Annotated in this window: 8 protein-coding genes and 2 pseudogenes; 4 read left to right on the plus strand and 6 right to left on the minus strand. The window is 32.8% G+C overall.

Translation table 11 applies throughout. The features are described 5' to 3' along the window. Positions 1-3: 3 nt before the first annotated feature. A pseudogene (locus tag H3S73_RS02830) lies at positions 4-255 on the plus strand (Arm DNA-binding domain-containing protein); the annotation flags it as partial. A gap of 271 nt (positions 256-526) precedes the next feature. Here the strand turns inward: H3S73_RS02830 and H3S73_RS02835 are convergent. After that, positions 527-1,594 carry an NAD(P)/FAD-dependent oxidoreductase gene (locus H3S73_RS02835; RefSeq protein WP_198235525.1) on the minus strand — a complete coding sequence of 356 codons (1,068 nt, stop codon included), beginning with the start codon at positions 1,592-1,594 and terminating at the stop codon, positions 527-529. Positions 1,595-2,006: 412 nt separating this feature from the next. Here H3S73_RS02835 and H3S73_RS02840 point away from each other — a divergent pair, with 412 nt between their 5' ends. Together H3S73_RS02840 and H3S73_RS02845 are read left to right on the plus strand one after the other, a co-directional pair. Next, complete coding sequence (locus H3S73_RS02840) at positions 2,007-3,182, plus strand: efflux RND transporter periplasmic adaptor subunit (protein ID WP_086309077.1); 1,176 nt, start codon at positions 2,007-2,009, stop codon at positions 3,180-3,182. An 8-nt stretch (positions 3,183-3,190) separates the two neighbouring features. Beyond that, on the plus strand, positions 3,191-4,720 hold the full coding sequence (locus H3S73_RS02845; RefSeq protein ID WP_198235526.1) for a DHA2 family efflux MFS transporter permease subunit: 1,530 nt from the start codon (positions 3,191-3,193) through the stop codon (positions 4,718-4,720). A 206-nt stretch (positions 4,721-4,926) separates the two neighbouring features. On the opposite strand, the gene H3S73_RS13960 is transcribed toward H3S73_RS02845, so the two are convergent. Continuing rightward, positions 4,927-5,286 carry a hypothetical protein gene (locus H3S73_RS13960; RefSeq protein ID WP_370528772.1) on the minus strand — a complete coding sequence of 120 codons (360 nt, stop codon included), beginning with the start codon at positions 5,284-5,286 and terminating at the stop codon, positions 4,927-4,929. Between the two features lie 275 nt (positions 5,287-5,561). Here H3S73_RS13960 and H3S73_RS02855 point away from each other — a divergent pair, with 275 nt between their 5' ends. Beyond that, on the plus strand, positions 5,562-6,380 hold the full coding sequence (locus tag H3S73_RS02855; protein ID WP_198235528.1) for a helix-turn-helix domain-containing protein: 819 nt from the start codon (positions 5,562-5,564) through the stop codon (positions 6,378-6,380). A gap of 11 nt (positions 6,381-6,391) precedes the next feature. Here H3S73_RS02855 and H3S73_RS13965 read toward each other — a convergent pair. The 4 genes and pseudogenes from H3S73_RS13965 to H3S73_RS02875 form a co-directional block, all read right to left on the minus strand. Next, positions 6,392-7,248, minus strand: a pseudogene (locus H3S73_RS13965) (KilA-N domain-containing protein). A gap of 574 nt (positions 7,249-7,822) precedes the next feature. After that, complete coding sequence (locus H3S73_RS02865) at positions 7,823-11,149, minus strand: DEAD/DEAH box helicase family protein (protein WP_198235529.1); 3,327 nt, start codon at positions 11,147-11,149, stop codon at positions 7,823-7,825. 27 nt (positions 11,150-11,176) lie between these two features. Then, a complete protein-coding gene (locus H3S73_RS02870) occupies positions 11,177-12,349 on the minus strand; it encodes a restriction endonuclease subunit S (RefSeq protein WP_198235530.1) in 1,173 nt (390 codons plus the stop codon). Continuing rightward, the gene (locus tag H3S73_RS02875; protein WP_198235531.1) at positions 12,346-13,845 is read right to left on the minus strand and encodes a class I SAM-dependent DNA methyltransferase; all 1,500 of its coding nucleotides are present in this window, start codon (positions 13,843-13,845) and stop codon (positions 12,346-12,348) included. Before H3S73_RS02875 ends, H3S73_RS02870 begins: the two co-directional genes overlap by 4 nt. Positions 13,846-14,151: the final 306 nt, after the last annotated feature.

Here is a 14,151-nt window from a genome sequence, read left to right on the forward strand (position 1 = left end):
AGTCATGAGGGAGCTGAATCTTGGATGTTTCGCTTTAGCTTTGAAAAAAAAGAACATAAAATGGGACTTGGTGCTACACATACTGTTTCTTTGTTAGAAGCAAGAGAAGAAGCGCGCAACAGTCGAAAGTTGTTAAGAGAAAAGATCAATCCACTGCAAAAACGCCAAAAAACTGTTATTCAGGAAAAAATTGAAAGAGACAGCCAAAAAACATTTGCTGAATGTGCTCATCAATATGGCGAGGTATTTATTTAGCTTGTTAATTAGTAGTCTCGGAATTTATATTAAGTAATGTAGCGAGTGTAAGTTCTCTGGGATAGTAAAACATCTGTCTGATTCGATTGAACTGAGCTAGAAGTAGCAGAGAAATTCGAATCATTCTCTGCAATCGGTGTAGTTTTATTCTTCTAGACCTTGTTTATTCCATTTATCAATTAAATCAGCTCATTTTTGCTTCATAACGTGGTGGTGTTCTGTATATTTCACACGATTATGAGTCTCCCTGACTTTGTTGCAGACATATAAATCACTTGTTTTTTAAAGCCATTTCAACAAAATTAGCTACTCGTTGAGCATCATTGACACTTCCATAAATTAGTTCTGATGCACGACAACTTAACCATTTTTTTCCAACAATAAATAAGTCGGGATAAGGAGTCTTACCTCCAGCATTATGTCCAACTTGACAAATAAACCCGTCTGAATTGGAAGAATGAGGAATAGTCAACCAATCTGTATCTTCTTTATATCCTAGGCTCCAAATAACAATATGTGGTTCACAGTTTTCGCCACTTTCGGAAATTAACTTTTTACCATCTACGCTAGTAAGTTTAGAGTAAAGCCTAACTCCTTTTTTATTCAGAATTTTATTGGTAATATTGTTACAAGGTATTAAATTTCGTTTCCTAAGCCAACGACCTATAATGCTTCGAGAGTCAGAATTTAAAATAGACAATTTTTTTAATAAAATTAATGTGTTTATTCCAAACAGTTCCTGAGGAGCAAATGGACGAGGAAAGCCACAAAACAAAGTTACATTATGTGTTTCAGCTAACTCTTTAGCAACTTGGCGGCCACCAGAACCATCACCAATTATTGCAATATTTTTTGAAAACAGTTGTTTTGGATTTTGATACTGATCTATTGTCAGCTGCTGTATCTCTGCTGGAATATCTCTGGAAATATCAAGAACATTAACTTTCTGATTTGCCCCTGTTGCATTGACCAAACACTTTGCTTGAAAAGTTTCTCCATCTTGAGTTTTTAAAGAATAAATTTGATCATTATATTCTACAGAATATACATTTTTATTTAGCAATACATGTAATTTGTTATGTTGAGCGTAAAACTCTAAGTAATCAGCCACTTCATGCTTATCTGGATACCCTTTTTGATCACCAGCCATAATTAAACCTGGTAGCTGATTCATTGCTCTTGGTGTAAATAACCGCATACTATCTGGTCGTCTACGCCAGACGTCTCCTATACGTTCATCTCTTTCTAATATGAGAACAGTGATATTTTTTTTAGTCAGAAATGATGCTAAACACAGTCCAGCTTGTCCAGCACCAATGATTACACAGTCGTAAGTCATGAATTTTATCCTCTAATTGAATAAACTAGCTATATTAGATCTCTCATTCTTTTTTTTAAATAAAAATAATTGTCAAAGAATAAATAACTATTTGAAATATAGATAGTTAAATAAATCAATGATTTTTTTATAAAATGAAGTTAGCTTATTTGTTCAAGACAATATTACTTACCCATTTATACAATGCCGTTAACTTTTCACAATCTAATAACCAAACAAGAGATGAAGTAACATAATGGAAAATAATAAGGAAATGGCTATGTCTGTGAATTTTTTACTCGGTTGTGGGGGTAATTATATTACAGGTCAAACTCTAGTTATGGATGGTGGAACGTCTGCTTAATGAAACAGCATTTTGTGATGCTGTTCATAGAAGTAATGATTAAAATGAAAGATGTAAATGGAGTGTACGATGGAAAACAACACTGATGGCCGACAATTCAATGGTTTAACACGATATAAAAAATTGATTATTTTATCTGTTATTTTCCTAGTTTCAGGGATAGGATACTTCATTTTTTGGTACATGTTTTCTCGGTTTACACAATCTACAGATAATGCGTATGTTATGGGAAATCAAATTCCAATTCATACTCAAATAAGCGGAGGAATCTCCTCCATTTACGTTGATGATAATGACTTTGTGAGAAAAAAAGATGTTATCGCTCAATTAGAATCAATTGATGCTGAAAATAATTTTAGTTATGCAAAAAATGAATTAGCCAAGGTAATAAGAGAAACTCAACAGATCAAACTGACAACTGAAAAATTGTTAGCAAGTATTCAATTAAAGCAAGCGACATTAGATAAATTAGAAAAAGATTTAGCTCGGAGAGAAGGCCTTTGGTCTCGTAATGCTATTTCACAAGAAGAAATAGAGCATGCTAGGCAAGATGTATTAATTGCGTCAAATGACTTAAATATTTCCAAGCAAGAGTTAGAAATTAATAATGCTCTATTAATGCAGAATTCATTATTAGAACAGCCACGTATTCAGCAAGCTATTTCTAAACTAAAGGAAGCTTGGCTTAACTTAAAACGAGTAACAATTGTTTCCCCTGTCACTGGATATGTTTCGAGGCGCCAAGTCCAAGTTGGAACACAGGTTAATAGAGGAGAACGATTATTAGTTATTGTTCCTTTGGATCAAGTTTGGGTAGAAGCTAACTTTAAAGAAGTTCAACTAAAACACATTCGATTAGGACAAAAAGTTAAGTTAACTAGTGATTATTATGGAGATGATATTAAATTCGACGGGGTGATTACAGGAATTGCTATGGGAACGGGAAGTGCATTTTCGTTATTACCAGCACAAAATGCAACAGGAAATTGGATTAAAGTAATTCAGCGTTTACCTGTCCGTATTGAATTGAATAAAGAGCAAATTAAGGAATATCCATTACGGGTAGGGTTATCTATGTATGTAACAGTGGATACCAGTGATGTAAGTGGAAAATTACTTACTGATATTTCACCTCAAGAAATTAAATATCAAACAGATGTGCTTGCTTACGACCTAGATGAATTCGAGCAACTAGTACGAGAAATTATGCAAAATAACTTAATTTTAGAGAGTAATATTCAGTGAATCATAAAATGTCACCATTATATCTATCAGGTGCAAAATTAATTTGGCTTATTGTTGCATTGGCAACAGTGGCTTTCTTACAAATTTTAGATTTAACAATTGCCAATGTAGCACTCTCTACTATTTCTGGAAACCTAGGAACATCAACTAGCCAAGCAACATGGGTAATTACATCATTTGCCGTATCTAATGCCATTTCAATTCCTTTATCTGGATGGCTAGCTAAGTACTTTGGGGAAGTTAAGTTATTTTTGTTTTCAATTTTTTTGTTTGTTTTAGCCTCTTGGTTATGTGGTGTCTCCAACAGCCTTGAAATGTTAATTATTTCACGAGTACTACAAGGTGCGGTTTCTGGACCAATTATTCCTCTTTCTCAAAGCTTATTATTAGCTAACTCTCCAGATTCCAAAAAAAATATGTCTTTAGCAATATGGTCGATGACTATTATTATTGCTCCCGTCTGTGGACCTATTTTGGGTGGATGGATAAGTGACAATTTATTTTGGGGCTGGATTTTTTTACTAAATGTGCCAATTGGTCTAATAGCTTGGATAAGTATTAAAATATTATTAAAAGGACGAGAAACAGAAATAAGCAAATCTCGAATAGATACTATTGGGCTTGCTTTATTAATATTTGGTGTTGGTAGTTTACAGCTTATTTTAGATAGAGGGAAAGAACTGGATTGGTTTAATTCATCTGAAATTATTATTTTATCTGTGATAGCGTTAGTAACACTTTCTTTTTTTGTTCTTTGGGAAATGACATCGAATGATCCAATTGTTGATCTATCTTTATTTAGATCAAGAAATTTTACAGTAGGGACGATTTGCATAAGTTTGGCATTTTTGCTACATATAGGGACATTAGTTTTACAACCACAGCTATTACAACGAGTTTTTGGTTATACTGCAACGTGGGCAGGATTAGCATTGTCTCCCATCGGTTTAGTTCCTATCGTTCTTGCTCCAATAGTCGGCCGTTTTGTTCCTTATTTAGATATGAGGAAGCTTGTGACTTTTGGTTTCATTGTTTTTGCTTTGTGCTTTTTTTGGAGAGCTTACTCGTTTGAGCCTAATATGGATTTTTCGAGTTCTGCATGGCCCCAATTCTTTCAAGGATTTGCGATAGCTTGCTTTGTTATGCCTTTGAATATAATAATTTTATCTGATATACCTTCTCACAAGGTAGCGGCAGCAGGAAGTTTATTTAATTTTTTTAGGACATTATCTACTTCCATTGGTACTTCTTTAACAAATTCATTATGGGAACATCGTGAAGCAATTCATCATAATCAACTAACTGATCTAATGAATCAAAATATACAAACGCTAGAATACTCATATCATCAGTTTCAGTTGCAAGGTTTTTCTGAAACTCAAGCTTCGGCTAAACTAGCACAAAATATTACTAATCAGGGGTTGGTAATCGCAACCAACGAAATTTTTTGGCTATATGGAATTATTTTTCTACTATTAATCATAGTTGTTTGGTTTGCAAAATCAACCATTACATCAAAGAATGAAATAGAAAAATAGTTGGTTAAATAAATACGTAAGTCATAACAAGATTATAATATTTTGAAAAATAAAAATGAACTTCAAAAACTTTATTGATCGGATTACCTACATGTAACGTATATGTTTTTTTTCTTTGTTTATACCTATGCAAAAAATATCTTCATATGAAAGTGTAATACCAGTTGAGCTAAACGCCTTATATAAACTCTCTTGGGCTGAAAATACTAAAGTAATGTATGTGTTATGTCCATTATCATGTCACTGGGAGTAGGGCATTTTAGGATCGTTTGACTTAAATCAATTGCTTTTTGAGTGGACATTATTTTTTCTATATCAACTCCTATGCTTTGAACCTCATTTGAATGTTTTATTGTGACCGCAGTTACAAAATTATTAGAGTGAGATATTGAACCAGCTATGTTTTTAGGCCATAAAACGGCTCCGTTGTAACTTTTTAGTCTCCAGTAATATTCTCCATCACGCAATACGTTTTCTAATGCCGTAGCAGAACACACTCTACCAGCTAAGAACTCTATTTTTCTTCTTACTGGAAAGTATTGAATATCTTTTTTTTTAATTTTAATGGTAAATCGTCAAAATTATTAATATTAAAATTATCTACTGAAAAATGGCAAAAAGATTGCGAAATATTTTGAGATCCTATAATAAAGTTTTTGGTGATAGGTTTAAAATATCCAAAAGTACGTTTGTATTGTTCTTGATTAACTTTATACATGATATGTGTTATCCTTTAGTTAGTTTAAGTTAATCGAATTACGTATATATGTATAGTCTTTACATATGATTTATGTTACTGTTTTTAATGACAAAGATGTTTATTTAGCAAGGATAAAATATCATGTTAGACAATGATTTGTTAGTTAAAGTGCACCGACAAAATTTATCTACATTGCTTTTTATAAACAATATCACGACAGATTGGCATCGTCACCCTTCTCTTCAATTGACAATATCATTGCACAATATGTCTTTTGAGCTAGAAACACCAGATGAAAAAAAAGATGTGTTTGGTTTTATTATTCAATCAAATGTTCCCCATAAACTGAGCGCACCTGATGTCTGTTGTATTAATTTGCTTATTGGCCCAGAAGATCCCTATTACCACTTATTATCGCATTTTACTGAAACTAATCCTGTTTATTTCCTTACTCACAAAGAAGCATTAAAAATTGCCAGTTATTTTATAAAATCTGTTGCTATTAGCCAACCATTTGAGCTTTATCACGTCTATAAGTTATTATGTGAGTCAGATCCTAATTGTTCATGTGATCAAGATAACCGCATTAATAAAGCAGTCTCTATTATTTCATCATTACCCATAAAGCAAATTTCATCGAGGGAAATCGCCGAAAAAATACACCTTTCTGAAAGTCGCTTTCTTCATCTTTTTCGTTCTGAGTTGGGTATTAATTTCAGGGGTTATCTATTGTGGAAAAGATTACAGGATGTAATTGATATACTCGACTCCCCTACAACACTGACAAAATTAGCCAGTGATATGGGATTTTCTGATTCGGCTCATTTTAGCAGAACATGTTTATCTAGTTTGGGGCTGAGACCATCACAACTGAAACGAGCTTTAATAATTGATAATAATGACATTATGTGTGGAAAACATTACTGTTTGTACAGCGTATTTCAGGCATTACATACCTAAAATACACTGTATTATCGTTTATATACTACTAACTGAATAATAAGATTCTTCGTTTCAGAAATATTGACCAAAGATTGCATTTGATTAATCGCAATACCATTAAGTTGTATCAAGCGTTCGCAAGCACTTATACCTAGATGAATTAAGACTGAGTTAATACTTTCCAGATTAGATAAAACGACCAATTGCTCTAATGTAGCAACATCACGTATGTTTCCTTTTTGATCAGGATTGGCTTGTCGCCATTGTGCTGCTGTCATACCAAACAAAGCCATATTCAGTAAGTCTGCTTTACTGGCTTACACTTTCCCTGTCTGTGCATTTGTTAATTATATCGGAATCAAGTGTTCTTTAATGGCATCTGTATGTATGCGTTAGTTGACCTTTGCCAAAGTACGTTGGAAATTCCATTCCAGTGACATTGCTTTGGCATATTCATCTTTAAATCTTTGAAATTATTTAATTAGATAGAGCTTGAATTCAGATCTGAGCCATGATCCGAACTCAAAAGCAATATCTTTATGGGCATAAGTGCCACCGTAACGACCTGCCTTGGCTTGTAGGCCAATAGCTCCAGTGAGATCACTCCATTTCTTAGCAGAGGGGTAGAAACTGTTTCGACCTGCTTCATTTTTAATTCCCTCGAATTCGAGGGAATTAAAACAGGAGTTATTAATTTTTTCCCATACACCTAAAAATAGTACTGTGTCTTTATTTTTCAGCCATTGCTCAATAAAGCACTACCACCCTCAAAGTTTTTTACCATATCAGTCAGTGAAATATAATCTTGCTCATGATTGTTTATAATCGTAACAGGTGTTCCTTGCACCACAATATTATGGCTTTTCTTGGTGTTTCCAATTGGCATATCAAAAACTCCTAATGGGTTTGATTGGTTCAACTTTATCAATGTATTTAACAAACTCAACAAAGAAAAGCTAAAATAGTTACCCAATAAATAATTTGAGACACTTAAAATTTAGGTTTAACTTTGAAAATAATATTATTTTACTCAAAATAAGTTCTATATTTGAACGTCGAACGGGATTTTATGGGAATTTTTTTAACGTATAAATATTATTAAGAATCAAAATAGTGACGGGTCTAATAATAAATGAACACGAAACTGCCATTCCTAGAGATGTCTAGGATACTATAAAAATACATTTATACTATGCTCAAAAATCAGACATACCTGAGCACGATAAAAATGGAGGTTTCAATCTGTAATTGGTTTTAGAAATCATTTAGAAAGCTTGATAAAATATGTAATATCTATTAATCCTGAACAAGGCAAAAAATATGAGGAAGTATTCTAGACTCTACCTTGGCTAGATTATGAGTTATAGCTAATTGATTACATTTTTAGAATAAAAACAAATTTATTTTAATACAAGAATAATACTTCTCCTCTGAATACATTCTTTTTTATAACAACTTAATCAATTAGCAATAATTACACTATGAATAGTATTAATATATTGTGGAATAAATGCTACATTATCACCAAACACTTCCTGCCAGTCATAGCTGTCAAAAGGTGACTCATTGATCAATACATCAGTAGTGATATCGCCATTTTCATTCACATAATTTATAATGGTTTTTAAATACTCTTGCTGTTGTGAATTAAGCTGATGATAGGATAAAAATTGGCTAAAACGTTTTTCAGCGGTTTGTCTGTCCAGACCGACAATAGAGCGTATAAAGACAGCTACATTACCACCCGCTAGGGTATTAAAAGTAAATTTATTATATTCCTCTCTTGTTCCAAGTTCATTCCATAATACTTTTTCAAGTTCAACAATATCAGCATAACTGATAGGTTCAAGATAACGTATTTTTTTAATAACAGGATTCCAAGAGTTTTCAATTAAATAATCAATAACACGTTGTTTATAAGTTTTAACGGAAAATAAGCGTTCAGTTTCACCTTTATATTCAATAAAGTCTTCAATATCTACATTAAATGTTTGACCATTAGCATCATCTTTTAAATGCTTAATTAAATCACGTAACTCAACGCGCACGTGCTCAAGTTTATCCAGTTCTAGTGTTTGCCAGAAGCTATCCGTTAATACCTCTTTAATAATTGCTATTTTCTCTTTTATCTCTTTAATAGTACCTTTCTCATAGAGTGCTTGTACTAAATTAACAACACTCTTCTGGCTTTTACTTGCTTTTTTAGATTTATTTAATAAACTCAGTTGAATATTAAATAGTAATAAATCAAATTTCTTGGCACTTTCATCTTCTTGGGTAGGGTTTAATATAGGAGCAATATGGGTTTTTAACTCATTAAGTTCTAACAGAGAAAGACACTGCCAGCTATCAGCTAACCTAAACTTATCAACATATAAACGGTTTTTTCTTACATTAATATGATTTGGATTAAGTGTTTCAATCTGCTCTTTCAATTCGTTTTTTAATGCATCATGCAGTTGCCTTGCATATTCATCCTCTTGATATTTAGTGGATTGCAATTCAAAAGCAATTTCAGATTTTAAACAAAAAATTCTATCTGTCAGCGATTGTGTCGCTTTTGCATCTGCACCCTGTGGATTAAGACTAAAAAAATCAAAGTTTTGGCAATAATCAAAAATATAAAACTCTTCTTTATCTGCACCTTTGCCAAAGATATCAGGGGATAGCCGGGTTCCGCGGCCAATCATCTGCATAAATTTAATCTTGGATTTTACTTCTTTAAAAAAGACTAAATTTAATAAATCAGGAATATCAATACCTGTATCCAGCATATCCACAGATATGGCTATTTGTGGTTCTTTATCTCTCACTTCAAAACGTTCAATCAGATCCTGTGCATAATTAACAGAATAATCAATTAATACACAAAACTCAGCACCGTATTGTGGGTACAATTTTTCAAAACGTTCAACTATTTGTTGGGCATGTTTGTGATTGTAAGCAAAGATTATGGTTTTACCAATACGCTCACCGCTTTGTACCTTTAAGCCATTACTCATTAAATCTTGCAATACTTTATCAATGGTATTGTCATTAAAGATATACTTAAACATTTCTCTATTAGCAATATCGCGTTTATAGTCTTCATCAACTATATCGTGAATAGTGGTTTCGTAATCCCATACTTTTTCTAGCTGATCTTTTTCGTCTTGGCTTAAATCATTGTACTTTATGCCTTGTCGCAAATGCTTAGATTGCCTTTTAAAGCCTTTATAAGGGACTAGGTATTTATCAGCAATAGCTTCTTCTAATTCATAACTAAAATTGGGAATACCTTGCTCAGCTTCAAAAATTTGATAAGTACTGCGATCTATATCTTCCCTAGGGGTAGCGGTTAAACCTAACAACAACGAATCAAAATAATCGAAGATGGCTCCAAAGCGCCCAAAAATAGAACGATGTGCCTCATCGACAATTATTAAATCAAATCGCCCAATAGATAACGGTTTAGCATCACTATCTATATGGTTAATCATTGTATGGTAAGTAGAAAACATAATACGTGCATTAAGGTCGCGTTTTTTATTAGTATGGTCAGATAAAATACAGGTAGTTACAGAGGGTAAAAGCTTAGTAAAATTTTTATGAGCTTGTTCAACGAGTGCAGTACGATCAGCTAAAAAAAGTACATTTTTAATCCAGTCATTACGATTTAGCAACTCAACCAGTGAAATAGCTACTCGCGTTTTACCTGTCCCTGTAGCCATAACTAATAAAGCACGGCGATGCTTTTTGTTAAAATGTTCACATACCACAGTAATCGCCTGTTTTTGGTAAGCTCTATTGGTAATTTCATTTTTGATTGTTAGATCGGTTATATCCTTACGCTCTTTACGTTGAATAAGTAGTTCTAACTCATCAATAGTGTGAAAACCAAACACTAATCTAGAGGGATAACCTAAGCCGTCTATCAGATGGGTTTCATAACCATTACAACAATAAATAACAGGGCGAACACCATATTTTTTTTCTAAACAATCTGCATAAAGCGTGGCTTGATGCTTACCTACAGACACGTTCTTACTAGTCTTTTTGGCTTCAATTAAGGCTAAAGGAACACGGTTACGACCAAATAACACATAATCTATACGGCCTTCACCTGAATTGCTTGGCATACCCTCTACAATAATTTCAATACAGGCTTTACTAGGCGTTATAGTGTTTTTCTTTGCTAAAACTTCCCAACCCGCTTCACGTAATTGTTGGTCAATATAGATACTTCGTGTTTCCGCTTCGTCAAAATATTGGGGATTTTTAGCATTAAGCGTATCGTGTACTGTTATTTGTTCACGGTATTTATTGATAACCTTTTTTTGGGGCTCTTCAATGGTTGCCGATGTTTTACTAGTACTGTTTTTATTTTCCGTAAGTAATGTTTGATCAAACGTCGCTACATTAGTGACTTCACCTAGTTTTACTAATACGGCACTAACAAAACTATGCAGATTTAATAGAGCAAATAAAGACTCTTTAGCCGTAACCTTTTCTAAATGGGCAGCATTATTACCCGCTCGGCGAATATAATGCAAAGCAACCATTAACTCATTATCATTAATGAAACGACGAAAGTCTTCATTATCTACTAATTCAAACAGACTACTACGTTTAGGGATTACCCAATTATGTAGGATATAGATGATTTTAACTGTATATTCTAAGGCAAACCTTGCATTAAGCGCTGATTGCTTAGGGTCGCTTTTTTGATTTAGTTCGGCTTCATTACAATAATTATATAACACAGCAAAATCAGATAAAGTACTAAGAAAATCAAAATTCCTTTTCATAATAGGGCTCTCACCTAACGAATTTAGTTAATTAAAATATTTATCCATCGTATAGTCAAATAAAAGTTGTACATTAGTGATTGATTGATTAATCAATTCTTTTTGGTGCTCTATGGCTTCTATTTTTTCTGCAAATTGGTTTTGTAGGAACAGAGGAGGAACAGGAATAGATAATAATTTTAAATCTTTTAGATATAAGGCTTGTTGTGCTGATGAGCTAGATAATCCTCTAATTTTATTTAAAACATCTGGATTTCTAAGTGTTTGTAATAAAAAATAAGATGATAACTCGTTTGGTTTAAATTTTAATAAAATAACACTACCTAATAAACAAAAAACTTGATCTGTTTTCACCATATTCATTCGACCAACCGTTGCTCCTCTACTAACAATAAGTATGTCGTTTTTTTCTGGATTACACCTTCGCAATGCTTTCTTGGCAGTTTCTTGTGTAACAAATAAAGTATTTTTAAATGAAATGCCCTCTTGTAAAATATCTTTTGCTGATAGGAAAGGTATACCTTCCGAAGTAGTTTCTGGGCGAAAATGTTCCCCATCAGTTATTTTAGTACATAAAGTATCTAATTTTTCAGTTTTCCATTGTTTCTCATTCTCAACAGGATCACCAAACATATCATAAAAAGTAGCTTGAGCAAGCTTATCCAGTTCTGCAAGTTGCTCTTTCTTTTTGGTAATAATATCGCTTAGTGTATCTAGTTCTTTTACTATTTGTTCTTGAATAGCAATAGGAGGGATAACAATTTTGTAGTTAGAAATAGAAAACTTATTTAATGTCGTTCCCATTACAGCTCGATTACTTCCAATCCAATCATAACCTTTTAAATAATAATATATATAATTTTTTTCAAAAATATTTGAATTAATTGGATGAAATGCCATAATAGCTTCATTGGTATACATATCTTCGGCCGTTATAGCAACCTTTCCAATTGATAGTTTAAAACTCATAATAACTGTACCTTTAGGTACAACCTTAATTTTTGATTCCTTTTTACCTAACTCGGAAATAAATTCTTTTGTTGTTTGTATATATTTTTCATTTCCTATGTCAGAAATAGAAACCCATTTATAACCAGTATTATCTCCCCAATACATTGGATTACTTCGGCTTGGCGTTCGTCCCATATATAAATCAAAAACTTCACCAATCATTTTAATTTCCCAACTATCCTTATTCATTCTTTAATTAATCCTTCATAGCTAGCAATGGCTTGATCGATTTTACTCTGTAATTCTTTAATACGAGCTAATACTGTTTCAGGTTTTTCATACTCAATTTTTTCTCGTTCCACTTCTTTATATTTATTAATCGTTAAATCATAGCCATTAGTCACTATTTCATCTTTAGGTACAAAAAAAGATTGTTCTTTACGGGTACGTTTAGCTTCATTTCCTAAACTATTATAACGAGTAATAATATCAGGAATATCATTGGTTTCTATTGGGCTGCGTTTATCATCTAAACTATAGCCATCAGCACGCATATCATAGAACCAAACTTTATCTGTACCACCTGCATCAGTTTTAGTAAAAATCAAAATAGCAGTAGATACGCCTGAATAGGGTTTAAATACGCCCGATGGCATAGAGATAATAGCTTCAAGTTGCTGGTTATCTACTAATTCTTTACGAATGGCTAAATGTGCTTTACTGCTACCAAATAATACACCATCAGGCACAATAGAAGCACAACGCCCACCTGATTTTAAAATACGGGTAAATAGACTTAAAAAAAGTAGTTCGGTTTTTTTAGTTTTGGTAATAGTTAATAAGCTTTTATCTACCACTTCATAATCAAGGCTACCTGTAAAGGGTGGATTAGCTAATACTAGTGAATAAAGATTTTTATCTTGATTATCTTCGGAGAGGGAATCTTGATAGTTAATATTCGGATTATCTACACCATGCAACATCATATTCATAGCACCAATACGTAACATAGTCTGATCGGTATCAAAACCATGGAACATAGTGTTTTTATAATGCTCGGCATTTTCTCTTCTGACTAACTGTTTTTTATAATGTTCACTAATATACGCAGCTGACTCAACAATAAAGCCTGCTGAACCCATAGCAGGATCACAAATATTATCCTCAATAGTGGGCTTCATTAGTTGTACCATCATACGAATAATATGACGAGGAGTACGAAATTGGCCATTGGTACCACTAGCTGCCATTTTCCCTAAAATATATTCGTAGACATCGCCCATAGTATCTTTATCATTCATGTCAAGATTATCGATACCATCTACAATTTTGGATAAAGTACGTTCGTTAGGAATCATAAAAATGGCATTAACCATATAGCGACTAAAAGCGCTATCTTTAGCTGTACCTAGCGTTTTGATAAACACAAATACATCATTGCGAACGATATTAAACATCTTTGTGGCATTAAAATTTTTCAATATGTGCCAACGTAAATTTTCATAGGGAACTTTTTGTTTTGTCTCTGGATTTTGCCAAAGTTCACCCTTTTTAAAAATAGGATCTTTAATTGTTCCACCTAGTACCTGAGCATTCGCTTCTCTTTTGAGCTGACTATCGTCCAGCATTTTTATAAAAAATAGATAAGTCATTTGCTCCAATACAGCAATAGAGCTAGTTAACCCTGCACTCCAAAACGCATCCCAAATACTATCAATTTGACTCTTATGTTCGCCTGTAATCATTTATATACCATCTAACACACTATCTATGCTTTATTCTAAAAGAAAAAAATAATTAACTAAAGAGTTAGTTCTTAATTACCTATTTCAATAGTTTTCTCCGTCATTTTTCATACTAAAGAAATGGATTTACCTATTAAATAATGTTTACTTTTATATTAAACTATAAGAAGTTTTATAAACCTCCTCCTACCATATCCGAAATCCATAGAACTGAAGGCTAGGACTTCTTTTTCGATAAAACCTTGTTAGATTTGGTATTGAGTCATGCCTGTCAGACTATGGGGTGAGATTTTGTCGGTTATACCT

The sequence above is a fragment of the Gilliamella sp. B14384G12 genome (assembly GCF_016101825.1).
Lineage (GTDB): Bacteria > Pseudomonadota > Gammaproteobacteria > Enterobacterales > Orbaceae > Gilliamella > Gilliamella apicola_N.